The 23,872-nt window shown below is 75.1% G+C and carries 20 protein-coding genes; 10 read left to right on the top strand and 10 right to left on the bottom strand.

Going from position 1 to position 23,872, the window contains the following annotated elements:
• Window positions 1-95 precede the first annotated feature (95 nt).
• Genes GA0070608_RS18445 through GA0070608_RS18435 form a run of 3 tightly spaced genes read left to right on the top strand, consistent with a single transcriptional unit; the run spans window position 96 to window position 4,945 of the window.
• Window positions 96-1,151 (top strand): AAA family ATPase, encoded by a 1,056-nt coding sequence (locus GA0070608_RS18445; protein WP_091629698.1) that lies wholly within the window; start codon window positions 96-98, stop codon window positions 1,149-1,151.
• Window position 1,152: 1 nt separating this feature from the next.
• Window positions 1,153-2,451, top strand: a complete 1,299-nt coding sequence (locus GA0070608_RS18440; protein WP_091629695.1) for a DUF58 domain-containing protein — start codon at window positions 1,153-1,155, stop codon at window positions 2,449-2,451.
• 16 nt (window positions 2,452-2,467) lie between these two features.
• Complete coding sequence (locus GA0070608_RS18435; RefSeq protein WP_091629693.1) at window positions 2,468-4,945, top strand: transglutaminase TgpA family protein; 2,478 nt, start codon at window positions 2,468-2,470, stop codon at window positions 4,943-4,945.
• A 310-nt stretch (window positions 4,946-5,255) separates the two neighbouring features.
• Here GA0070608_RS18435 and GA0070608_RS18430 read toward each other — a convergent pair whose 3' ends face one another.
• The 3 genes from GA0070608_RS18430 to GA0070608_RS18420 form a co-directional block, all read right to left on the bottom strand.
• Window positions 5,256-5,651: a DUF3040 domain-containing protein gene (locus tag GA0070608_RS18430; protein ID WP_091629691.1), complete on the bottom strand. Its 396-nt coding sequence runs from the start codon at window positions 5,649-5,651 to the stop codon at window positions 5,256-5,258.
• A gap of 115 nt (window positions 5,652-5,766) precedes the next feature.
• Window positions 5,767-7,026 carry a DNA polymerase IV gene (locus tag GA0070608_RS18425; protein WP_091629689.1) on the bottom strand — a complete coding sequence of 420 codons (1,260 nt, stop codon included), beginning with the start codon at window positions 7,024-7,026 and terminating at the stop codon, window positions 5,767-5,769.
• A gap of 200 nt (window positions 7,027-7,226) precedes the next feature.
• Window positions 7,227-8,765, bottom strand: a complete 1,539-nt coding sequence (locus GA0070608_RS18420) for an MFS transporter (protein WP_091629687.1) — start codon at window positions 8,763-8,765, stop codon at window positions 7,227-7,229.
• Window positions 8,766-8,846: 81 nt separating this feature from the next.
• Here GA0070608_RS18420 and GA0070608_RS18415 point away from each other — a divergent pair, with 81 nt between their 5' ends.
• Window positions 8,847-9,419 carry a TetR/AcrR family transcriptional regulator gene (locus GA0070608_RS18415; protein ID WP_091629684.1) on the top strand — a complete coding sequence of 191 codons (573 nt, stop codon included), beginning with the start codon at window positions 8,847-8,849 and terminating at the stop codon, window positions 9,417-9,419.
• Window positions 9,420-9,506: 87 nt separating this feature from the next.
• Here GA0070608_RS18415 and GA0070608_RS18410 read toward each other — a convergent pair whose 3' ends face one another.
• The 7 genes from GA0070608_RS18410 to GA0070608_RS18385 all read right to left on the bottom strand — a co-directional run bounded on the left by GA0070608_RS18410 (window position 9,507) and on the right by GA0070608_RS18385 (window position 18,381).
• On the bottom strand, window positions 9,507-10,658 hold the full coding sequence (locus GA0070608_RS18410) for an alkaline phosphatase family protein (RefSeq protein ID WP_342672627.1): 1,152 nt from the start codon (window positions 10,656-10,658) through the stop codon (window positions 9,507-9,509).
• Window positions 10,655-11,419: a methyltransferase domain-containing protein gene (locus GA0070608_RS18405; protein ID WP_091635454.1), complete on the bottom strand. Its 765-nt coding sequence runs from the start codon at window positions 11,417-11,419 to the stop codon at window positions 10,655-10,657. Before GA0070608_RS18405 ends, GA0070608_RS18410 begins: the two co-directional genes overlap by 4 nt.
• A gap of 117 nt (window positions 11,420-11,536) precedes the next feature.
• Entirely contained in the window at window positions 11,537-11,710 is a 174-nt protein-coding gene (locus GA0070608_RS32710; protein WP_176733755.1) for a hypothetical protein, read from the bottom strand.
• Window positions 11,711-11,810: 100 nt separating this feature from the next.
• Window positions 11,811-15,305 carry an error-prone DNA polymerase gene (locus GA0070608_RS18400; protein ID WP_091629679.1) on the bottom strand — a complete coding sequence of 1,165 codons (3,495 nt, stop codon included), beginning with the start codon at window positions 15,303-15,305 and terminating at the stop codon, window positions 11,811-11,813.
• Window positions 15,306-15,548: 243 nt separating this feature from the next.
• The gene (locus tag GA0070608_RS18395; protein WP_091629676.1) at window positions 15,549-17,111 is read right to left on the bottom strand and encodes a DNA polymerase Y family protein; all 1,563 of its coding nucleotides are present in this window, start codon (window positions 17,109-17,111) and stop codon (window positions 15,549-15,551) included.
• Entirely contained in the window at window positions 17,108-17,851 is a 744-nt protein-coding gene (locus GA0070608_RS18390; RefSeq protein WP_091629674.1) for a hypothetical protein, read from the bottom strand. The genes GA0070608_RS18395 and GA0070608_RS18390 overlap by 4 nt, the downstream gene beginning before the upstream one ends.
• A gap of 80 nt (window positions 17,852-17,931) precedes the next feature.
• On the bottom strand, window positions 17,932-18,381 hold the full coding sequence (locus GA0070608_RS18385; protein WP_091629672.1) for an SAV_6107 family HEPN domain-containing protein: 450 nt from the start codon (window positions 18,379-18,381) through the stop codon (window positions 17,932-17,934).
• Window positions 18,382-18,851: 470 nt separating this feature from the next.
• Here GA0070608_RS18385 and GA0070608_RS18380 point away from each other — a divergent pair, with 470 nt between their 5' ends.
• The 6 genes from GA0070608_RS18380 (at window position 18,852) to GA0070608_RS18355 (ending at window position 23,863) form a co-directional block, all read left to right on the top strand.
• Window positions 18,852-19,883, top strand: coding sequence for an EamA family transporter (locus GA0070608_RS18380; RefSeq protein ID WP_218107523.1), 1,032 nt, complete (start codon window positions 18,852-18,854; stop codon window positions 19,881-19,883).
• 34 nt (window positions 19,884-19,917) lie between these two features.
• Complete coding sequence (locus GA0070608_RS18375; RefSeq protein ID WP_091635451.1) at window positions 19,918-20,406, top strand: YbaK/EbsC family protein; 489 nt, start codon at window positions 19,918-19,920, stop codon at window positions 20,404-20,406.
• 64 nt (window positions 20,407-20,470) lie between these two features.
• Window positions 20,471-21,208, top strand: coding sequence for a monooxygenase (locus GA0070608_RS18370; protein WP_091629668.1), 738 nt, complete (start codon window positions 20,471-20,473; stop codon window positions 21,206-21,208).
• Window positions 21,205-21,780, top strand: coding sequence for a GNAT family N-acetyltransferase (locus GA0070608_RS18365; protein ID WP_091629666.1), 576 nt, complete (start codon window positions 21,205-21,207; stop codon window positions 21,778-21,780). The genes GA0070608_RS18370 and GA0070608_RS18365 overlap by 4 nt, the downstream gene beginning before the upstream one ends.
• On the top strand, window positions 21,777-22,712 hold the full coding sequence (locus GA0070608_RS18360; protein WP_091629664.1) for a carotenoid biosynthesis protein: 936 nt from the start codon (window positions 21,777-21,779) through the stop codon (window positions 22,710-22,712). The genes GA0070608_RS18365 and GA0070608_RS18360 overlap by 4 nt, the downstream gene beginning before the upstream one ends.
• On the top strand, window positions 22,709-23,863 hold the full coding sequence (locus tag GA0070608_RS18355) for a glycosyltransferase family 2 protein (RefSeq protein ID WP_091629661.1): 1,155 nt from the start codon (window positions 22,709-22,711) through the stop codon (window positions 23,861-23,863). The genes GA0070608_RS18360 and GA0070608_RS18355 overlap by 4 nt, the downstream gene beginning before the upstream one ends.
• Window positions 23,864-23,872: the final 9 nt, after the last annotated feature.

Raw genomic sequence — 23,872 nt, 5'->3', positions numbered from 1 at the left:
AGATTTATGCGGCAGACGAGGCTCGGCGTCGCGAACCCTACGGCGGGTCCAGGTGCTCTAAACAGAGCTGCCGTCCGGCGACGAGGAGGAGGCCCGTGACACAACAGACCAGGGACGAGGTGGGCGGCCTGTTGCCGCACGACGAGTTCCGCGCCGCCAGCGAAGCGATCGTGTCGAACATCGAGCAGGTCATCGAGGGTAAGACCGCCACCGTGCGGCTCGCCCTGGCCGTCCTGCTCGCCGAGGGGCACCTGCTCATCGAGGACGTGCCCGGGGTCGGCAAGACCAAGCTCGCCAAGGCCATGGCCCGGTCGATCGACTGCTCCGTGCGCCGCATCCAGTTCACCCCCGACCTGCTGCCCAGCGACGTCACCGGGGTCAGCGTCTACAACCAGGAGACGCACGACTTCGAATTCCGTCCGGGTGCGGTCTTCGCCAACCTGGTCGTCGGCGACGAGATCAACCGTGCCTCGCCGAAGACGCAGTCCGCGCTGCTGGAGTGCATGGAGGAGCGTCAGGTCACGGTCGACGGCGTCACCTACCACCTCCAGACGCCGTTCATGGTCATCGCGACCCAGAACCCGATCGAGATGGAGGGCACCTACCCTCTCCCCGAGGCGCAGCGCGACCGGTTCACCGCCCGCATCGCGATGGGCTACCCGGACCCGACCGCCGAGCTGGCGATGCTCGACGGGCACGGCGCGACGGACCCGCTGGACGAGCTACGGCCGGTCTCCGACGCCAACACAGTGCGGCAGCTGATCTCCCACGTCCGGCAGGTGCACGTCGCCGACGCCGTCAAGCAGTACGCGATCGACCTGGTCACCGCCACCCGCGAGGCCCCCGACCTGCGCCTCGGCGCCTCCCCCCGGGCCACCCTCCAGCTGCTGCGCACCGCCCGCGCGGTGGCCGCCCTGGAGAGCCGCGACTACGTCCTCCCGGACGACCTGCAGGTGCTGGCCGTGCCGGTGCTCGCGCACCGGATCATCCCGACCGCCGACGCCCAGCTCGCCCGGCGCACCACCGACGCGATCGTCTCCGAACTGGTGCACCGGCTGCCGCTGCCGCACGACCGGGGGCGTTCCCCGTACGACACCCGCCCCACCGGCGAGGGCAACAGCCGAGCCACGTACGAGCCGCGGAGGCGGTGACATGCGCGACGGGCTGCGAGGGCTGACCACCCGCGGCCGTTCGTTCCTCGCCGCCGCGGTCGCGGCAACGATCTCGGCCGGCATCCTCGGCGAGAAGGACCTGCTCCGGGTGGCCGTGCTGCTGGCCATCCTGCCGCTGCTCGCCGCGGCCTACGTCGGGCGCAGCCGCTACAAGCTGGCCTGCAACCGGTCGCTGGACCCACACCGGGTGCCTGTCGGGGCGAACTCCCGGGTGGTGCTGCGGTTGCAGAACCTGTCCCGGCTGCCCACCGGCACCCTGTTGCTGGAGGACCGGCTGCCGTACGCGCTGGGCAGCCGGCCCCGGGTCGTGCTGGAGCGGCTCGGCGCCCACCAGGCCAGCTCGGTGGCCTACACGGTGCGGGCCGACGTGCGGGGCCGCTACGAGGTGGGCCCGCTGGTGGTCCGGATGACCGACCCGTTCGGGTTGTGCGAGCTGAGCCGCGCCTTCCCGAGCACCGACCATCTGACGGTCATCCCGCAGGTCACCCCACTGCCCTCGGTGCGCCTGCCCGGCGAGTACGCCGGCAGCGGCGACAGCCGGGCCCGCTCGGTCGCGGTGCACGGCGAGGACGACGCCGCCACCCGGGAGTACCGGATGGGCGACGACCTGCGGCGGGTGCACTGGAAGTCGACCGCGCGCACCGGCGAGCTGATGGTGCGCCGGGAGGAGCAGCCCTGGGAGAGCCGGGCCACCGTCGTGCTGGACACCCGCGCGTACGGCCACCGGGGCGACGGGCCGACGGCCTCCTTCGAGTGGGCGGTCTCCGCCGCCGCGAGCATCTCGGTGCACCTGCGGCAGGCCGGCTACAAACTGCGCCTGGTCACCGGCTCCGGCGCCGACGTGGACGCGTCCGAGGCGGCCGGTGACGGGGTGCTGCTCGACCACCTCGCCGAGGTCCGGCTCGACAAGGTCGGCGAGCTCACCACGCTGGTGCAGCGGGTCCGGCAGCGGGCGGACGGCGGCCTGATCATCGGTCTGTTCGGCTCGGTGAGCACGGCCGAGGCCGAGCTGCTGGCCGGGCTGCGGGGCAACGGTGCCACCTGCGTCGGCTTCCTGCTCGACAGCTCCACCTGGCTCAACCTGCCCACGAAGGCACGCGCAGAGGCCGACCACGCGCACGGCGCCGCCGCGCTGGCCATGTTGCAGAGCGGCTGGCGGGTCATCGGGGTCGACCATGGCACCGGGCTGCCCGCGCTGTGGCCGCAGGCGGCCCGCGGTTCGCAGGGCTTCGCGCTGCGGGCGGCCATGGCCGAGACGGTGGCCGGCGGCATGCGATGAACGGAAGGGTCCCCTCATGATCGCCCACCGGAACCTGGGCTTCGTGGCCGCCGCGGCGACACTGCTCGCCGCCGCGCCGCTGTCGGCCATCTTCGAACGCTGGACGTGGCTGATCCAGGCGACGATCGCGGTGGCCGTGGTCGCCGCCGCGGCCGCGCTCGCCCGGCTGGCCCGGGTTCCGCTCTGGGGCCAGGCGCTGGCCATGCTGGGCGGCCTGACCCTGGCTCTGACCTGGATCTTCCCCGGCGGCGGCGAACTGTTGGGCATCGTGCCCACCCCGTCGACCTTCACCCACTTCGGCGAGCTGCTCGGCAGCTCGGCGGAGGACATGCGCTCCTACGGCGTCAAGGTGCCCGACACCGACCCGCTGCTGTTCGTCACGGTGCTCGGGATCGGCGGGGTCGCCGTGGTGGTCGACCTGCTCGCCGTCGGGCTGCGCCGGCCGGCGTTGGCCGGCCTGCCGATGCTGGCGATCTACTCGGTGCCCGTCGCGGTCTACGTGGACAGCGTCCCGGCGGTGCCGTTCGTCGTGGGCGCCGCCGGCTTCCTCTGGCTGCTGGTGACCGACAACGTCGACCGGGTCCGCCGGTTCGGCCGGCGGTTCACCGGCGACGGGCGGGACGTCGACGTCTGGGAGGCCTCGCCGCTGGCCGCCGCCGGCCGGCGGCTGGCGGCGGTGGGTGTGGCGCTGGCCGTGGTGCTGCCGCTGGCCGTACCGGGGATGACCGGCGGGCTGCTGGACACCCTGGGTGCCGGCACCGGCAACGGCACCGGCAACGGCCGCCCCGGACAGGGCGGCACCCCCGGCAGGATCGACCTGTTCGCGGCGCTGAGCGGGCAGCTCAACGAGTCCAAGGTCACCGACCTGGTCAAGGTCACCACGAACGAGAAGGACCCGTTCTACCTGCGCTTCGGGGTGGCCGACAAGCTCGCGCCGGACGGCTTCCGGGTGAGCACCCCGACCGGCCAGCCCGTCAACGACCTGCCGGCACCGTCCGCGCGGGGCGTCGAGCAGCGGAGCTACCGAGCCACGGTCGAGGTGACGAAGACCCTCAACATGCCGCTGCTGCCGGTCTACACCGAGCCGGTGCGCACCGAGGGCCTGAACGGCAACTGGGCGTACGACCCGAGCCTTCAGGTGGTCTTCTCCAACCGCGAGAACTCGCGCGACAAGCGCTACGAGTTCGACTACGTACGCTCGACGTACACTCCGGCGGTCCTGCGGCTGTCCCAGCCGCTGCCGGCCGACCACGCGGTACGGCGCCTGCATCCCCCGCCGCCGCCGGTGCCCGAGGTCGAGGAGCTGGTCTCCACGCTGGTGCGGGGCAAGGCCACCGAGTACGACAAGGTCCGCGCGATCTACGACCACTTCTCGGCGGACAACGGCTTCACCTACTCGTACAGCACCAAGGGTGGCACCAGCGGGCAGGAGATCGTCGACTTCCTCAACAACAAGGTCGGCTTCTGCCAGCAGTACGCCGCCGCGCTGACGTGGCTGGTCCGGGCCGCCGGCATCCCGGCCCGGGTGGCGTTCGGGTTCGCCAACGGCAGCAACTCCAGCAACGGCACGTACACCCTGACCAACCGGAACCTGCACGCCTGGACGGAGGTCTACTTCAACGACGTCGGCTGGGTGCCCTTCGACGCCACCCCGGCCTACGGCGTGCAGGGCTCGACCCGGTCGACCTGGGCGCCGAACACCGACGCCCCGGAGGAGGAGGCACCGGCTCCCGGCTCGTCGAGCGCCCCCGGCGGCGTCGACCCGTCGGCGGGCCCGGCGAGGCCGGAGGGCCCCGAGGAGGACATCGACGGAGGCCTGGCGCTCGGCGGCCAGACCACCGTCGAGCAGGGCCCGGTCTGGCCCTGGTACGCGGCCGGCACGGTGCTCGCCCTGCTTGCCCTGCTCGCCGTGCCGGCACTGCGCCGCGCGGCCCTGCGGCGGCGGCGCAGCGGCCCGGCGGCACCGGTCGCGACGGCGGTGCGCCCCGGGGCGGCCGGCGACGCCGGGGAGACGCCCGCGGACGGGCGGCGGGTGGTGGTGCTGGCGGACGCGGAGCGGGCGCGGGCGGACGCGCACGCCGCCTGGGACGAACTACTCGACACGCTGGTGGACTACCGGGTCCGGGTGGACCGGACGGAGACCCCCCGGGCCACCGCCGACCGGTTGTCCCGGGAGTCGCTCACCGCCGACGCGGGGGCGACCACGGCGGTACGCCTGCTCGGCCGCGCCGAGGAGCGCGCCCGCTACGCCCGCGATCCGCTGATCGGCGAGCAACTCCTGCCGGCGCTGCGCGCCGTACGCGCCACACTCGCCGCCCAGGCCGACCGGCGTACCCGCCTGGTGGCGGCGGTGCTGCCGCCGTCGGTGCTGCTGCGCTGGCGGGTGGCCACGGCCGAGGCGTCGTCCCGGCTGGTGGCGGCGGGCGGGCGGGCCCGTCACCGGCTGCTGCGCTGGAACCCGCGTCGCCTGCTGGCCAACCGGATGGCCCGCTGACCGAATGACGAACGGGCCGGTAGGGGCACAGCACCCCGCCCCACCGGCCCGTCGCCGGACCGTCTCGCGGCACCTCGCGGTCATCGAGCCAGTCTTCTGGCAGGGGCAGGGGCGGGGGACGGCCGGACGGCGGGACGCCGGACGCCGGACGCCGAGACACCGGGCAACGTGAAGACGCACGCCCCGAGGACGACGAGTTGGGCGGTCACCACCTCGGCGGGCGTGCGGGCGCGCGGAATCGCCAGGGGCCGCCGGGGCGTCCCGGCGGCCGACTCGTCGTCGCGCGGCCCGCCTCAGCGGCGGGTCGGGCTCAGCGGTGCCCCTCCGGGCGCTGCCGCCACCGGTCTTCGATCCGATCCAGGATCGAGGGCCGACGACCCGAGCGTCCGCGGGGGCGACGACGACTCGTCGTCCCGCCCACGACGTGCAGGTCCGGTGACTGCGCCCGGCGATGCGACTGCACCGCGAACGCGGCCGAGGCCAGCATGACGACGAAACCCGCCACTGCCAGCGGCGGAGTCTTGATCACCGCGCCGTAGACCAACAGGGCCAGCCCGGCGATCATCACGCCGGCAGCGACGAGCAGGCGACGCCGCGCGTGGAAGCGCGGATCGCTGGCGCGCACGGCCGAGGCGAATTTGGGGTCCTCGGCAAGCGACCGCTCGATCTGCTCGAACAGCCGCTGCTCGTGCTCCGAGAGCGGCACGGCACTCCTCCCCGGTCACGTTGGTCGGCCCGGTCGGGCCGACAGACCGTGGCAGCCAGCCGGCTGCTTACCCGCAAGTCTACGAGGGCCCTCGCGCGTCGGAAAGCGGGACGACCTACGGCCGGGGTGGATTTTCATTTCGTCGCCCGTCGCGGACCCCCAGCAGACTGGCCGGACCTATGACGGACCGCCCGAAACGGGCAGCCGCGGCGTCGGCTGCGGCCTCCGCCTCCCGCCAGCCCCGCTCGGGCGCACCGAGAGTGAGCTGTCGCGGAGTCTCGTGTGCGGCGGCGAGCCCTTCGACCCGTACGCCGACCAGTCGGATCGGCTCACCCGGGTCGAGCACGGTGTAGAGCGCCCAGACGGTGTCGAAGATCTCCCGGGCGACGTCGGTCGGCACGCCCGCGGTGCGGGACCGGCTGACGGTGCGGAAGTCGCCCATCCGCACCTTCAGCGACACGGTCCGCCCGACCTGCCCGGCCCGGCGCAACCGGATGCCGACCTTCTCGGAGAGGGCGAGCAACGCCCGGCGGATCTCCAGGGGATCAACCACGTCGGCGTCGAAGGTCACCTCGGCGCCGATCGACTTCTCCACCTGCTCGGGACTGACCCGGCGCGGGTCCCGCCCCCAGGCCAGCTCGTGCAGCCCGGCGGCGGACGCCGCACCGAGCGCCTTGCGCAGCATGCCGACCGGCGCCTCGGCGAGGTCGCCGATGGTGGCCAGGCCGAGGCGCCGCAGCGTCTCGGTGGACCGCTCCCCCACCCCCCACAGCGCCGACACCGGCAGCGGGTGCAGGAAGTCGAGCACCCGGGGGGCCGGGACGACGAGCAGGCCGTCGGGCTTGGCGCGGGTCGAGCCGAGCTTGGCCACGAACTTGCTCGGGGCGACCCCGACCGAACAGGTCAGGCCCTGCTCCCCGACGACCCGCTCGCGGATGTGCCGGGCGATGGCGGCCGGCGGACCGAACAGCCGTCGGGCCCCGGCCACGTCGAGGAACGCCTCGTCCAGGGAGAGCGGCTCGACCAGCGGGGTCACGTCCCGGAAGATCTGCATGACCGCCCGGGAGGCCGCCGAGTATTGCGGGAAATCCGGCGGCAGGTAGACCGCGTGCGGGCAGAGCGCCCGGGCCCGGGCGGTGGGCATGGCGCTACGCACGCCGTAGCGCCGGGCCTCGTAGCTGGCCGAGCTCACCACCCCGCGCGGGCCGGTCCCGCCGACCACGACGGGCCGACCGCGCAGCTCCGGCTGGCGGCGGACCTCGACCGAGGCGAAGAAGGCGTCCATGTCGACGTGCAGGATCGGGCAGCCGGAATCGTCGGCGTCCGGCCCGAACCGGGGATCGTCGCCCCGGGGCAACGACTGGCTGCGGCCCATTCCCGCAGGCTAGCCCGGACCTGCGACATTCCATCCGGACGGGGCCGCCCGGGGCGACGACGGCCACCGGACGGGCCGGCGCGGGAGGGCGATCCCGACCTGGCAGTCCCGTCCCGGCGCTCCCGGGCGGCCCCGTCCTTCGGCGCGAACGCGGCCACGCTCGAAGATCCCGTCCGGGCGCTCCCGGGCGGACCGCGCGGTCAGTGCGAGCCGGAGGGCGGCCCTGCGGCGGGCACCCGCCGCAGGGCGACGGCGCTGACGAGCGCGCCGAGCAGGAGGATCGCCGCGCCGATGACGGCGGTGACCGTGAAGCCCTCGGTGAATGCGGCAAACGCCCGGTCGAGCAGTACGCCGGCCGCCTCGGCCGGGACCTGGCCAGCCACGGCGAGGGCGCCGCCGACGGTGTCGGTGGCGGTGTGGGCGAGTTCGTCGTCGAGGCCGGCCGGTACCGCGGTGTCCATCTCCGCCCGGTAGGTGGCGGCGGAGATGCTGCCCAGCACGGCGATGCCGAGGGCGCCGCCGAACTCGGTGCTCGTCTCGGAGATCGCGGAGGCGGATCCCGCCCGCTCGGGCGGCGCCGTGGTGAGCACGAGCGACGTCGCCAGCGTGCTGGTCATCCCGACGCCGAGGGTGAGCAGCCCGTAGCTCGCGATCAGCCACCAGACCGGCGCGTCGACCCGCATGGCGCTGACCAGCAGGAATCCGCCCGCGGCGAGGGCGAGGCCCGTGGCGACGAGGACGGCCGGCCGGGTGCGCGGGGCGAGCGCGGACGCGAGGGCGACCCCGATGACGCTTCCCACGATGGTCGGGAGCATCCAGAGCGCGGCGTCGAACGGGCTGAGGCCGAGCACCGTCTGCATGAAGGTGACCGCGAGCAGGCCCATGCCCGCGCTCGCGAAGGTGATGGCCGTGTTCGCGCCGATGGCGGCGGAGAAGGAACTCGTCGAGAAGAGCCGTACGTCGATCATCGGATGTTCGCTGCGGCGCTGCCGGCGTACGAAGAGGGCGCCCACGGCGAGACCGACGAGGAGGGTGGCCGGCGACAACGGGTTGGCCCCCTTCTCGGCGAAGTGCTTGACGGCGTAGATGACCGGCAGGACGGCGGCCAGGGAGAGCACGGAGCTGAGCGGGTCGAACCGGCCCGGGTTCGGGTCCTTCGACTCGCGCAGCAGGAACGGGCCGACGACGAGCAGCAGGAGCATGACGGGGACGTTGATGACGAACACCGAGCCCCACCAGAACCGCTCCAGCAGGAGGCCGCCGACGATGGGGCCGATCGCGATGCCGCCGGTGAAGGCGGCCGTCCAGATCCCGATCGCGGTACGACGCTGGTTGTCGTCGGCGAACATGCCGCGGATGAGCGAGAGCGTCGAGGGCGCGAGGGTCGCCCCGCCGATGCCGAGCAGGGCCCGCGCGGCGATGAGCAGCACCGGGGTGGTGGCGAACGCCGCCAGCAGGGATGCCGCACCGAACGCGGCAGCCCCGACGAGCAGGAGCCTGCGGCGTCCCACGCGGTCGCCGAGGCTGCCCATGGTCACCAGGAGACCGGCCATCACGAAGCCGTAGATGTCCATGATCCACAGGTACTGGCCGGCACTCGGCGCGAGCTCGGCGCTGATCCGGGGCGCGGCCATGAACAGGACGGAGAGGTCCATGGAGGCGAGCAGGGCGGGAATGACGAGCGCGACGAGGCCGAGCCACTCCCGGCCACCGGCACGGAGAGGAACAGAGGTGGTCATGCGGCGAATGTACGCACGTACAAGACGCTTGTACAAGACGGATGTACAAGACGCCTGTCCAAGAGCGGCTAGACTCCTCCCGTGGGACAGCGAGAGGAACTCCTGGCGGGGGCGAAGCGGTGCCTGGTGGAAAAGGGCTACGCCCACACCACGGCCCGGGACATCGTGGCGACGACCGGCGCCCACCTCGGCTCCATCGGCTACCACTTCGGCAGCAAGGACGCCCTGCTGAACGCCGCCCTCCTGGAAACCTTCGACGCCTGGGGCGACGCGATCGCCGAGGCCGTCGTCGCCGAGCCCGGGGACGCGCCACTGGCCCGCCTCCGGCGCTTCCTCGACGGCGTGCTCGAGGTCGCCCACGAGCAACGGTCCATCCTGGTGGCGAGCGTGCAGGCCTACGCTCAGGCGGAGTTCGCCCCCGAGGTGCGGGACCAGCTCGTGGCCAGCTACACCGCCAGCCGGCGGGAACTCGCCGCGCTGGTGCTGGACCTCGCGCCCGCGGAGGTCTCGGAGGATCAGGCGCGACGCTACGGTTCGCTCGCCCTGGCCCTCATCAACGGCGCCGTGCTCCAGTGGGTGCTCGACCCCCGGTCCGCCCCCACCGCCGACGATCTCGTGCAGGCCATCGAGGGGCTCACCGGGAGCGGCCGGTGAGCACGGCGGCGCGCTCCGCGAACCGCTGAGCCCGATCGCCCGGCGGGCCAGCGACCGCCCCGCGCGGCAGGCGGGACACCGGTCCGGTCAGCCGCGTACGACCAGCAGCGGAATGGTCATCTCGGCCGCCGTGTCCGCCCCGTGGTACCCCACCAGCCGGGACACCGCGGGCGGCTCCGACCGGGAGGCCGTCACCGCGTACGTGGCGTTGCAGATCACCACCACGTCGCCGATGCGCGACAGATGCTCCTCCGCCACCGGGCCGAACCAGCCGGCGGCCACCACCTCGTCGCGGGTACGGACCCGGGCCGCCGCCCCGAGCACCGTCGACCAGGCGGCCACGACGTCGTCCAGGGCGCCCGGGGTGACGTGCAGGTAGCGGACCCGGGGTTCCCCGGCGACCACCTCCAGCCCGGCCCGCAGCCGGGGGTCGGTGTCCAGGTCGAAGCGGTCCCCGGCCGGCACGTCGAGCTGGCCGTGGTCGGCGGTGACCAGCAGCGCGGCGTCGCGTGGCAGCCCGTCGACGAGCCGGGCGAGCAGCCGGTCCACCTCGGCCGCGGCGATCCGCCAGGGTGCCGAGTCGACGCCCGTGAGGTGGCCGTGCCGGTCCAGGTCGGGGTGGTAGCCGGAGACCAGCGTGGGCCCCGGCCCGGCGGCCAGGGCGGCGAGCATCCGCTCGGCGAGCGCGTCGACGCCGGCCGCGCCGCGGTAGTCGCCGCCCCGGTTGGCGGCCAGTGTCAGACCACTGCCGCCGAACTCCGGTCGACTCACCACCGTCACCGCGACCCCGGCGGCCCGGGCCCGTTCCAGCTGGGTACGGACCGGTTGCCAGCGCAGCGGCGCCGGGTCGGCCGTCCACTCGATGTGGTTGAGCACCCGGTCGGTCCCGGGCACCCGCACGGTGAAACCGAGCACGCCGTGCACGCCGGGTGCGACACCGGTGCCCAGCGTCACCAGGCTGGTCGGCGTGGTCGACGGGAAGCCGGAGGTCAGCGGCCGGCCGGCGGTCGCGGCGAGCCCCGCCAGGGTCGGCGCGTACGGCGCGGCGGTCGGGATCTGGTGCCAGCCGAGACCGTCGACGAGCAGCACCGCGATCCGGCGTACCCCCGGCAGCGCGGCGCCCAGCCCGAGCGCGTCGGTGGCGCCGGGCACACCGAGCACCGCGAGCGCGGCGGGCAGGATGTCGGCGAGACTGCTGTCGCCGTAGCGCGGCCCGACGATCTCCAGCGGGTCGGTCACGGGCGGCGGGCGAAGAGGTGCAGTTGGGCGGCGAGGTCCCGCCAGGGCGCCTGCGCGGCGAGCGCCCGCTCCAACTCGACCAGGGCGGCCGGCTGGCCGTCGGCGACGGCGGCGGGGAGGAGGTCGGCGAGCACGCGTACGCCGTGGATCTCCTCGACCACGAGCCCGGCGGCGCCGAGCAGCGCGGCGGCGCCGTCGGCGTCGTAGCGCCGGCGCAGTGTGTCCCGGGCGCCGGCGGCGCCGACCGGATCGGCCGCCAGCACGGCGGCGACGTCCAGGTGCCCGTTCATCGCCCGGCCGAGCACCGCGGCGGACCGGCCGGCGACCAGCACGCTCGCCGCGCCGCCCGGGCGCAGCGCGGCGACCAGCGCCGCCACCACCGCCGCCGGATCGTCGACAACCTCCAGCACGGCATGACAGAGCACCAGGTCGGCACTGCCCGGCTCGACCAGGCCGGCGAGCGCGTCGCCGTCGCCCTGCACGGCCCGGACCCGCTCGGCCACGCCGGCCTCCGCGGCCCGGCGGGTCAGCGCGGCGAGCGCGTCGGGACTGGCGTCGACCACGGTGACCCGGTGCCCGGCCTGGGCGAGCGGCACGGCGAAGCCGCCTGTGCCGCCGCCGACGTCGAGCACGGTCAGCGCGGTGCCGGCGCGACGCTCCAGCTCGGCGCGCAGCACCGACCAGATCACGGCGGTACGGGGGGTCAGCGGCGGCCCGGCGAGCCGGCCTGGGGTCTGCTCCACCTGGTCGAGCCTAGTCACCCGGTCCAGCCCCACCGAGCCGCACCTGCGGCGACCCGGCCGGCTCCGCGCGGACGCGCCCGGGTGGGGAGGTGCGGACACGCCCGGCCAACTCCGCGGACGCGCCCGGGTGGGAGGTCAGGACTCGCCAGCGACGGCGTCGTCCTCGGCCCGCGACCGCAGGGCGTTGGCCACCGGGCCCTCGACGATCTCGTACTCGCGCGGCTCGATGTGGTGGCTCGGGGTCCAACCGGCGTTGAGCCGGGTCCGCCGGGAGTTCGCCACCCCGCCGCTGTGCTCGTTGTTACCCATTGATCGTTCGTCCCCCTCGTGCTCGCGCGGGCCACTCTGCCTGCGCGAGCTGGATTGTCCCTCCGCCGGGCGCGGAAAACCGTAATGTGGATCACTCGCGTCAGCGAAAGTCGCGCGAGGCCGGGCTGACCGGCGGTTCGATCGCGTCCAGCCGGTCGGCAGTGAGGTTGATCACTCCCTCGTGCCGCTGCAACCGGCCCCGCACCACCAGTGCGGCGCTGGTGCGGGCCACTCGACGGTAGCGCTGCCACAGGCCCGGGGAGCAGGTGACATTGAGCATCCCCGTCTCGTCCTCCAGGTTGAGGAAGGTGACCCCGCCGGCGGTCGCGGGCCGCTGCCGGTGGGTGACGATCCCACCGACCCGGACACGCTGCCCCGGCTCCACCCGGCCGAGCCGGGCGATCGGCACCGCGCCGATGGCATCCAGCCGGGGGCGGATGAAGCGGGCCGGGTGGCTCTCCGGCGACAGCCCGGTCGCCCAGACGTCGGCGACCAGCCGGTCCACCGCCTCCATCCCGGGCAGGGTGGGCGCGGCTGTGCCGGTCACCGTGCCCGGCAGTCGGCCCGGCCGGTCCTGGGCCGCCGCGCCGGCGGCCCAGAGGGCCTGCCGCCGGGACAGCCCGAAACAGGCGAAGGCGTCCGCGGTGGCCAGCGCCTCCAACTGCGCGGCGGTGAGACCCACCCGCCGGGCCAGGTCCGGCATGTCGCGGTACGGCCCACGCGCCACCCGTTCCGCCACGATCCGCTCGGCCACCCCGTCGCCGAGGGTACGCACGGCGGAGAGCCCGAGCCGCACGGCCGGCCCGTCCAGCCCCCAGGCGTGCGGCGGCTCCCCCGGCGCGCTGCCCCAACGGGTCCGCGGGGTGGACTCCAGCACCGCCTTCGCCCCACTGGCGTTGATGTCCGGCCGACGCACCCGCACCCCGTGCCGGCGGGCGTCGTCGACCAGGGTCTGCGGCGAGTAGAAGCCCATCGGCTGGGCGTTGAGCAACGCCGCCAGGAACGGCCCCGGGTGGTAGCGCTTGAGCCAGGAGCTGGCGTAGACCAGGTAGGCGAAGCTCATCGCGTGGCTCTCCGGGAAGCCGTAGCTGGCGAACGCGGAGAGCTTGTGGTAGACGTCGTCGGCCAGCTCGCCGGTGATGCCCCGCTCGGCCATGCCCGCGTAGAGCCGGTCGGCGATGCTGGCCATCCGCTCGGCGGAGCGCTTGGCGCCCATCGCCCGGCGCAACTGGTCGGCCCCGGCGGCGTCGAAGCCGGCCAGGTCGATGGCGAGCTGCATCAGCTGCTCCTGGAACAGCGGCACACCGAGGGTCTTCTCCAGCGCGTTGCGCATCAGCGGGTGCGGGTAGGTCACCGGCTCCTGGCCGTTGCGGCGCCGGATGTACGGGTGCACCGAGCCGCCCTGGATCGGGCCGGGCCGGATCAGCGCCACCTCGACCACCAGGTCGTAGAACTCGCGGGGCTTCAGCCGGGGCAGGGTGGCCATCTGGGCGCGGCTCTCCACCTGGAACACCCCGACCGAGTCGGCCCGGCAGAGCATGTCGTAGACCTCGGGGTCGTCCAGCGTCATGTCGCCGAGGTCCAGGCTCGTCCCGATCATGTCGTAGCCGTAGTGCAGCGCGGAGAGCATGCCGAGCCCGAGCAGGTCGAACTTGACCAGGCCGACGGCGGCGCAGTCGTCCTTGTCCCACTGGAGCACGCTGCGGCCCGGCATCCGCCCCCACTCCACCGGGCACACCTCGATCACCGGCCGGTCGCAGATCACCATGCCGCCGGAGTGGATGCCCAGGTGCCGGGGAAAGGTCTGCAACTCGTTGGCGTACGCGACCACCTGCTCGGGGATGTCCGCCACGTCGACGGGTGCCACGGCCCCCCAGCGGTCGATCTGCTTGCTCCAGGCGTCCTGCTGGCCGGGCGAGAACCCGAACGCCCTGGCCACGTCCCGCACCGCCGAGCGGGGCCGGTACGAGATGACGTTGGCGACCTGGGCGGCGTGCTCCCGGCCGTAGCGGGTGTAGACGTGCTGGATCACCTCCTCCCGGCGGTCGGACTCGATGTCCACGTCGATGTCCGGCGGGCCGTCGCGCTCCGGAGCGAGGAAGCGCTCGAAGAGCAGCCGGTGCCGGACGGCGTCCACGTTGGTGATCCGCAGCGCGTAGCAGACCGCCGAGTTGGCCGCCGAGCCCCGACCCTGGCAGTAGATGTCCTGCTCGCGGCAGAAGGCGACGATGTCGTAGACCACCAGGAAGTAGCCGGGGAAGCCCAACTCCTCGATCATGTTCAGCTCGTGGTCGAGCTGCGCGTACGCCCTCGGGTGTGCCTCGGGCGGGCCGTAGCGCTCCTGTGCCCCCTGCGCGGTCAGGTGGCGCAGCCAGCTCATCTCGGTGTGCCCGGGCGGCACCGGGTACGCCGGCAGCCGGGGCGCGACCAGTTGGAGGTCGAAGGCGAGTTCGGCGCCGAACTCGGCGGCCCGGGCCACCGCCCCGGGGTAGGCGGCGAACCGGGCCGCCATCTCGGCGCCGCCGCGCAGGTGGGCGGTGCCGGCCGCGGGCAGCCAGCCGTCGATCTCGTCCAGGCTGCGCCGGGCCCGGACGGCCGCGACGGTGGTGGCCAGCCGCCGCCGGCCCGGGGTGGCGTAGTGCACGTTGTTGGTGGCCACCGTGGGCAGGCCGGCCGTCGCCGCCAGCTCGGCGAGCGCGTCGTTGCGGTCGGCGTCGACCGGGTGCCCGTGGTCGGTCAGCTCCACCGCCACCGTCTCCGCGCCGAACAGGGCGGTCAGCCGATCCAGTTCGCGGGACGCCGCGTCCACCCCCTCGGTGAGCAGCGCCCCCGGCACGTGCCCCTTGCGGCAGCCGGTGAGCACCAGCACGTGGTCGCGCAGTGCGGCGGCGACCTCCTCCAGCCCGCCGTAGACCGGGCGGCCCTTCTCCCCGCCGCGCAGCTGGGCACGGGCAATGGTCGTCGCCAGCCGGGCGTACCCCTCGTGGCCGTGGGCGAGGAGCAGCAGGTGCCGGCCGAGCGGGTCGGGTTCGCCGTTCTGCGGGCCGGGCAGATCCAGGGAGAGCTCGGCGCCGAAGATCGTCGGAAGGTGCAGCGCGCGGGCCGCCTCGGCGAAGCGCACCACCCCGTAGAAACCGTCGTGGTCGGTGACGGCGAGCGCGGTGAGGCCCAGCCGGGCCGCCTCCTCGGCCAGTTCCTCCGGGTGGCTGGCGCCGTCGAGGAAGCTGAAGTTGGTGTGCGCGTGCAGCTCGGCGTACGGGACCGGGTCATCGGGGCGAGCCACCTCGGGCGGCCGGTAGTGCTCCCGCCTGCGGCTCCAGGCGGGAGAGTCGCCGCCGTCGGCGTCCATGGCCAGCGGGTCGACCACGTGCAGGAGCCGCTCGTCGCGCACCCGGCCGCCCTTCCCGCCGCCCCGCCCCTCCCCAGACACACCCGCGCCCGCTCGGCCCACCTCCGACACGCCCGCACCCGACACGCCCGCACCCGGCGTGCCCGTGCCCGACATGCCGGTGCCCGATCGACCGGTTCCGGGTCTCCGGCCGGAGAGCACGCGCTCCAACTCCGACCAGGGCAGCTCCGGGTTGTGGAAGCTCATCCGAGCCCTTCCAAGCTGAGAGCCGGAGAGATCTTGGAAGATTTCGGCCCCGGGAGGGGCCGCAACTCTCCAAGATCCGGGGGCCGGTGGCCGGTGGTCCCGTGAATGGGGCAGCTCGACAGCGTCGGTCGGCCAACCAGCCGGGCCTCGTCCCCCACCAGCAGGACGATGCCCCACCCGGCCCGACCGGACCGACCGGCCCGACCGAGCCGACCGAGCGGGCGTTGACCGGTGACCGCGCGCTCAGTCATAGATCGCCTCCACCAGCCACCGCCCGGCCTCGACGGCGAGCAGCAGGGCCGTACCGTCGGCCAGGCAGACCTGGAACCGGGCCCGACGACGGGCCTCGGTCGGTGCCCACCAGCGCTCGTCGACCGGCCACGGACCGGCCCAGCCGACGATCTCGACCGGCCGGGCGGCGCCCACGGTCAGCCGGGCCGGCTCGGCGCTGACCTGGAGCCGCGCGCTGACCGCGACCGGCTCGCCGACGGCGTCGTGCACGGCTGCGGCGAGCGGGTCCGGCAGCACCACGGCCGGCGCGGGCGGCGGCAGCCGGCCGGGCCACGGCGGCGGGACGGGCCGGCCCGGAAGGCGTTCGTCGCCCCACGGCACCAGGCGTACCTGGTCGGCCGGCGAGCGCCCGCCGCCGAGCACCGCGGTGACCACCGCCTCTGGACCGAGGATGCCCTGCACCCGGCTCAACGCCCGGTGCGCCCGCTCCCGTTCCTCGCCGGTCTCCCCCCACAGGCCGGGTTGCAGGCCGGCCTGCGCGATCACTCCGTCCGGAACCAGCCGCAGCCGGATGATGCCCGCCGTCGGTCGGGTCGGTCGGGTGCCGGCCCGGCCGGCGCTGCCGGACAGCCAGCCGTCGAGCTGCCAGCGCACCCGGTCGGCGATGGCCGCGGCGGTGAGCAGCCCGTCGTGCCGCCAGACCCGGTGCAGTTCCTGGCCGTGCGCGGTGACCGCCTCGATGCCGAGACGGGTGCAGGCCAGCCCGTACGCGGCGAGCCGGTCGTGTAGCCGTTCGGCGAGCGCCCGGCCGGCGAAGGCCGCCGCGTCGACCCGGTCGAGCGGCTCGTCGTGGTCGGCGGTGACCGCGAGGTCGACCGGGGGTTGCCGGACGGCGAGCGGACGGTGGTCCCGCCCGGCGGCCAGTCGGTGGGCCAGCGCGCCGTCGAAGCCGAACCGGGCCAGTACGTCGCCGGTGGGCAGCGCGGCGAAGTCGCCCAGGGTGCGTACGCCGAGCCGGCGCAGCAGGTCGGTCAGGACCGGACGACCGAGCGCCTCGACCGGTAGGTCGGCGAGGAACCCCGGTGTCCCGCCGGGCGGAACGACCCGTCCGTCGCGGGCGGCCAGCCCGGCGGCGAAGACCCCGTCGGCGATGCCGACCTGACTCTCCACCGCACAGGCCTGGGCGACGTGTTCGACGATCCGCTCGGCGGCTGCCTCCTCGCCTCCGAGGTAGCGGCTCGGCCCCCGGGCCGCCACCGCGCACGCGCCGGGGCGTACCACCTCGACGCCGGCGACCAGTTCCTCGACGGCGGCGACCACCGGCTCGAACGCCCGGGCGTCCCGCCCGGGGTCGTGCTCGACGGCGGTGAGCTGCGGGCAGCGCCCCTGCGCCTCCCGTTTGCGCAGCCCTCGACGCACCCCCTCGGCGCGGGCCCGCTCGGAGCAGGCGACCACCCGGTTGGCGTGCAGCACGGCGACCGGGTCGGTGGCGGGCACCCCGTCGACGATCTCCGCTGCGAGGACCGGCCAGTCCGGACACCAGAGCAGCAGGGTCCGCACGGGCGCGCCGGTCACCTCGGACCGACCAGGGTGAGCGCGCCACGACGGGACGGACCGGGGGATGCGGGGGCGACGGCGGCGGGAGCGGAGCGGGGAATGACCCGGGTGAGCCCGTCCCCGGGCAGCCAGACCTTGATCTCCTTGGGGCGGGCCGCGGCCCCACGTCCGCGCGCGGAGACGGTGACCTCGCGGCGGCGCAGCCGGCCCCGCCCCTGCCCGAGCCCTTCCCAGGCACCCCGGACCACCTGGAGGGTCACGTCCGCGCCATCCCACCGCCCGTAGGGGACGAGGACGCTGCCCCGCTGCCGGGCCCGGGCGGCCAGCCGGTTGGCGACCGAGGCGGAGACCGCCGTCGGCACGGCGGTGACCACGACGTCCACCCCGTCGATCAGCGCGGCGATGACGGTGGCCCACTCCGGGCCCGGGTGGGGCACCAGGGCGAGCCGGTCCAGGGCGATGCCCGACTCGGCGGCAGCGCCCGCCCCGAACGTCGGGACCCCGACCACGGCGCACCACGAGCCGGCCCGGGACGCCTCGGCGAGCAGCGCCAGGACCAGCGAGGTGCCGCCGTTGCGCCGGGGTTGGCCGGTGGCGACCGCGATCGTGCTGCCCCGCCGCAGCCCTCGGCTGGGCAGCAGCCCGGTCAGCTCCGGGGCCACCGGCAACACCCGGTGACCACCCGCCGGATCCGGCGCGCTCGCCAGGCGCACCAGACCGGCCAGCGCGGCGGAGCCGACCACCATCCGGCCCGCCATCGGACCTACCCCCTGTCGTGCTGTCGGATCAGACGTGCGCGTGGCGCCCGGGCACCACCTGGCTGGGCGACGGCACCGGGTCAGGCCGCAAGGCCGTCGAGCGCCGGTTGGTGAACCACACCGAGTGCGGTCTCCACCACCGTGACGAACTGCTCGGCGGAACGCAGCAGGTCGTCGGCCTCCCTGGCGGTCACGACCCGTGGGATGCCGGCCTCGGCGGCAGCCCGCTTGCCGGCGCCGAGGGCAAAGAACCGGGCCCACTCGTCGAGCTCGGGGGCGACGCCGGAGAGCAGGATCCAGACGCTGGTGACCCGGTTGCGGCGGGTGGGGGCGGGACGCGCCCGGGCGGCGAGCACGGCCGCCGCTGCCCGGAGCGCGGCCAGGTGGGCGGCCGCGTAACGAAGGCCGTCGGGACGGGTCTGGGCGGCCTCGGCCAGCCCATGCCGGGCCACCGCAAGAAGCTGGGCGGGGGTGCGGTGCGGCAGCACGTGCGCCGGCACCATCGGTGCCTGAGCCGGGTTGGTCGGCATGGGACTGTCTCCTCCACGTGGCCGAGGCCGCCCCGGAGACGGCCCTGGGCCGCCGGCGGGACGCCGGGTCGAGTGGTGCGGAGGAAGACGCACCGGTGGGGTGGCCGGCCGGGTATGGACGCTTCCCCACACCACACCCGGCCGGCGTTACCGGCGGGTTCGTCGCCCGCCGCCCGGGGGTCGTGGGCGGCGGGCGACGCTCCTGCCTGACGGGCCCGGACTCGCGACTGCCCGGAACCCAGGTGCGGCCCGCGAAGCCGCACTGCCCGGAGTCGGCGCCGCGAAACACCACCCCGGGGCTGTTGGAACGGGCGTTCGAGGCAATCGAACACCCGTTCTAACTTCTGCTGACAGTACACCCTCCCCCCGACGAAAACGCAACGTGTGGCGCGGACGTCGGTCGACGTACCAGCCGGCGTAACGACTGGTGTGCCTTCAGCCCCTGACCTGGGCGGCGGTAGCCTCCGCTCGTGACAACCCCACGCCCCACCCTCGGGGTCGCCATGGTGCTCGCCTCGGCCGTGCTCTTCGCCGTCAACGGCACGGTCTCCAAGCTGGTGCTCCGCGCCGGCCTGGACGTCCCACAGCTCACCCTGCTGCGCGCCGCCGGCGCCTTCACCGGGCTGCTGGTCCTGAGCCTGGTGCTGCGCCCGGGGGCCCGCCGGCTCCGGGTCACCCCCGGCCAACTGCCGCTGCTGATCGGGTACGGGCTGGCCGGGTTCTTCGCCGTGCCGATGCTCTACTTCGTCGCCATCTCCCGGCTGCCGGTCGGGATCGGGCTGCTGTTCGAGTACACCGCCCCGCTGCTGGTCGCCCTCTGGGCCCGGTTCGGCCAGCGCCACCGGGTACGCCCGCGGCTCTGGGCCGGCCTGATGTTGAGCCTGGTCGGCCTCGGCTGCGTGGCCGAGGTGTGGGGCGAGCTGAAGCTGGACGGCCTCGGCGTGCTCGCCGGCCTCGGCGCCGCGGTCTTCCTCGCCGTCTACTACGTGTTGGGCGCCCACGGCACGGCGCGCCGGGACACGCTGTCGCTGTGCACCTGGGCGTTCGGCGCCTCCGCCGTGGCGGGCCTGCTCACCCGAGCGGTCACCGGCGGCACCGGCGGCTGGGAGCCGCTGGCCGCCGACACCGACGGGGGCGTGCCCGTGGCGCTGCTCTGCGGGTACGCGGTGCTGCTCGGCTCTGTCGCGCCGTACCTGCTGGTGGCCGGGGCGATGCGGCACCTCCCCGCGACCAGCGTCGGGATCCTCGGCATGGCCGAGCCGGTGCTCGCCTCGGCGGTCGCCTGGTTCGTCATCGGCGCCGGTGAGAGGCTCAACACCGCCCAGCTCGCCGGCGGGCTCCTGGTGCTGGTCGGCGTCGCGCTGGCCGAGACGGCCCGGATCGCCCCGGCACGGCCCACCGCCCCGCCCCGGGCCGGGCCGCCACGCCCACGCCGGACACCGTCACCGTCCCGCACTGAGCCAGCCGGCGCCGCTCGGAGTGCAGCCGGCACGGCCGGATGAGCCGCCGGGCGGCGTACCGGGAAGAATGGCCGGCATGCAGTCACACCCGAACGTACGGGCGGTGCAGGACGTGCTCGACGCCGCGGGCGCCCGGGACGGATCAGGCGTGCCGAGCGCCGTCCGCCTGCTGCCCGACGCGGTCCACACCGCCGCAGCCGCCGCCGAGTCACTCGGCATCGGGGTCGGCCAGATCGCCAACTCGCTCGTCTTCGAGGCGGACGGCGTACCGCTGCTGGTGCTCACCTCCGGCGCGCACCGGGTGGACACCGCCGGCCTGGCCGCGTCCCTCGGGGTCACCCGGCTGCGCCGGGCCACCCCGGAGTTCGTCCGCACGCACACCGGGCAGGTGATCGGCGGGGTCGCCCCGGTCGGCCACCCGCGCCCGCTGCGCACCCTGGTCGACACCGCGCTGGAGTCGTACGACGAGATCTGGGCGGCCGGCGGCGTGCCGCAGGCGGTCTTCCCCACCACGTACCCGGAGCTGCTACGGGTCACCGGCGGCGCCCCGGCCGAGGTGGCGTGAGCGAGCGGACCGTGGGGCTCGGCAACGTGGCGCCGCCACCGCGCCGCGAGGCCGGACCGACGGCGTGACCGACGTCCCGGAACTGGTCACGCTGCACGTGTGGCGCACCAACCGCGCCGCGCTGCCCCGGGCGCTGGCCCGGATGGCGGTCGACCCCCGCCGGCTGCGCGCGCTGCCCGGCGTACGGTTCGGCAAGCTGCTCGGCACCGGGACCGGCACCGGGTTCGGGCCGGGCGACGCCGACCTGACCCGATGGGCGGCGCTGACCGTGTGGGACTCCCCCGCCGCCTCGGCCGGCTTCGACGACTCACCGGTGGGACGCGCCTGGGCGCGGATCGCCCACGCGGCCGTTCGGGTCGACCTGCGCCCGCTGAGCAGCCGGGGCGAGTGGTCGGGCCGCCGGCCGTTCGGTGCGCCGCCCGGCGGCCGGGCCACCGGCCCGGTGCTGGCCCTGACCCGGGCCCGGCTACGGCCACGGCGGGCGGCCACCTTCTGGCGGGCGGTCCCTCCGGTGGCCGCCGCGTTGCACGCCGCGCCCGGCCTGCTGGCCCGGTTCGGCGTCGGCGAGGCCCCGCTGGGCTGGCAGGGCACGGTGAGCGTGTGGCGCGACCCGACGGACCTCGTGGCGTTCGCGTACCGTCACCCGGAGCACCGGGCGGCGATCATGCGGACCCCCACCGAGGGGTGGTACGCGGAGGAACTCTTCGCGCGGTTCGAGGTACGCGACGTGGTGGGTGACCGGGCGGTGCTGGGGTGGGTCGCGGACGGCGACCCGGGAGCGGTGGAGGGTACACGGGCATGAGGTTGGTGCGGTGGACGCCGGACGATCTCGTCCGACGGCTGGATGACGTGGTGGCCGTCTACGGCGAGGCGATGGGATACCGGCCGGAGCTGTTGGAGGCCCGGCGCGGCTACATCGCCACCCACGTACGCCGGCCCGGTTTCCGCGCTGTCGCCAGCCTGACCAGCGAGGGCCACCTGGCCGGCTTCGGCTACGGCTACCTCGGCGCCTCCGGGCAGTGGTGGCACGACCAGGTCTGGCGGGCGCTGGAGGCCCCGGCCCGGCAGCGCTGGCTGACCCACTGCTTCGAGGTGGTCGAGCTGCACGTCCGCCCGCCCGCGCAGGGGCACGGCCTGGGCGCGGGGCAGCTGCGGGCACTGCTCAGCCTGGCGGAGGGGACGACCACGCTGCTCTCCACCCCGGAGGCCGACGAGCAGCGGTCCCGGGCCTGGCGGCTGTACCGCCGGTTCGGCTTCGTCGACGTCCTGCGCGACTTCCACTTTCCCGGCGACGAGCGCCCGTTCGGCGTGCTCGGTCGGGACCTGCCGCTGGCGCCCCCGACACCCACCCCGCCCGGCCGCGTCACGCCGTGACCCGACGGCTGTCCTGGGCGCTGCTGACCGTGCTGGTGCTGGCGCAGATCTGCTACCCACTGACCACCGGGGAGACCCGGGCCCGGCTGACCGTCGCCACCGTCGTGCTCGGCTACCTCCTCTCGGTCGGCCACGCGCTGCTCAGCCGGGGCCCCCGTACGGCGGCGGCGCTGGTCGCGGTGGCCACGGTCGGCGGGTTCGCCATCGAGGCGCTCGGCGTGGCCACCGGCTTCCCGTTCGGCAGCTACGACTACTCGGGCGAGCTGGGGCCGAAGCTGGCCGGGGTGCCGCTGATCATCCCGCTGGCCTGGACCTGGATGGCCTGGCCGGCCTGGCTGGCCGCCACCCGGCTGACCGGGGGCGATGCCGGCCGGCCTGAGCACCGGAGCGACGCCGGAGGCCAGTCGGGGCACCGGAGCGACGCCGGAGGCCAGTCGGGGCACCGGGGCGACGCCGGAGGCCGGCTGGGGCGACGGGGCGGCGCGTTCGGTGTCCGGCGGATCGCGCTGGCCGCCGTCGGGCTGGCCGCCTGGGACCTCTTCCTCGACCCGCAGATGGTGGCCGAGGGCTACTGGGTCTGGCGCGACGCCACCCCCGCGCTGCCCGGCCTGCCCGGCATCCCGGTGAGCAACTACCTGGGCTGGCTGCTCTTCGCCGTGCTGATGATGAGCGCGCTGCGCCCGCTGGCCGGACCTGCCGTGGCCACCACCGACCGGCGGGACGACCCGATGTTCGCGCTCTGGCTGTGGACGTACTTCTCCAGCGTGCTGGCCCACGCCGTCTTCCTCGACCTGCCCGCCTCGGCGCTGTGGGGCGCGGTCGGCATGTCGGTGGCCGCCGTGCCGCTGGCGGTCACGCTGGTCCGCGCCCGCCGCGTCGACCGGCACCGGCCCCGTCAGCCACAGCGTCCCGGCGTCGACGCGACGGCATGACCGGCGTCCTCACGCTGCTGCCCGGCGTGGCCGCGCTGACCGTTTTGACCGCGCTGACCGTGTTGACCGCGCACACCCTGGTCAACGCCGGCTGCTGGCTGCGCCGACCGGCCGAGGGGCCGGCGCCGGTCACCGAGCCCGTGGCGGTGCTGCTGCCGCTGCGCGACGAGGCCGGGCGGGTCGCCCCGTGCCTGCGCGCGCTGCTCGCCCAGCGGGGCGTACCGGGGCTGCGCGTGGTGGTGCTCGACGACGGGTCGACCGACGGCACGGCGGACGTGGTCCGCGCCGTGGCCGGCGACGACCCCCGGGTCACCCTGCTCGACGGGGTCGCCCCGCCGCCGGGCTGGCTGGGCAAGCCGCACGCCTGCTGGCAGTTGGCCACCCGGGCCGACCCCGCGGCAACCGTGCTGGTCTTCGTCGACGCCGACGTGGTGCTCGCCCCGGACGCGGTCGCGGCGGCCGTCACCGAACTGCGCGCCGCGCGGGTGACGCTGCTGTCGCCGTACCCCCGGATCCTGGTGGTGACGGCGTCCGACCGGCTGGTCCAGCCGCTGTTGCAGTGGCTGTGGTTGACCTTCCTGCCGCTGCGGGCGATGGAGCGCTCGCGGCGGCCGTCGCTGGCCGCCGCCGGCGGGCAGTTCCTGGTGCTGGACCGGGCCGGCTACGACGCGGCCGGCGGGCACGCCGTGGTGGCCGAGAAGATCCTGGAGGACGTCGAGCTGGCCCGCGCGGTCAAGCGGGCCGGCGGCCGGATCGCCCTCGCCGACGGCTCGCGGTTGGCCACCTGCCGGATGTACGAGGACTGGCCGCAACTGCGCGACGGCTACTCGAAGTCGCTCTGGGCGACCTTCGGCCACCCGGCAGCCGCAGCCGCCGTGGTGACCGTGCTGCTCCTGCTCTACACCGCTCCCCCGCTGCTGGCGGTGGCAGCCCTGGCCGTCGGCGCGCCGGCGGTGGCCGCCGCGGCGCTGGCCGCCTACCTGCTCGGGGTGGCCGGACGGGCGGTCAGCGCCCGGGCCACCGGCGGCCGGTGGTGGCCCGACGCGCTGGCACACCCCGTGTCGGTCGGGGTCCTCGGTTGGCTGACCCTGCGGTCGTACCATCTGCGGAAGCGGCGTCGCCTGTCCTGGCGTGGCCGCCCCGTCACCTAGGGAGGCCCG

Origin of the sequence: Micromonospora peucetia (assembly GCF_900091625.1) — a bacterium.
Taxonomy (GTDB): Bacteria; Actinomycetota; Actinomycetes; order Mycobacteriales; family Micromonosporaceae; genus Micromonospora; species Micromonospora peucetia.
Note: the sequence above shows the minus strand (reverse complement) of the source record. Positions and strands in the feature narration are given on the sequence as shown.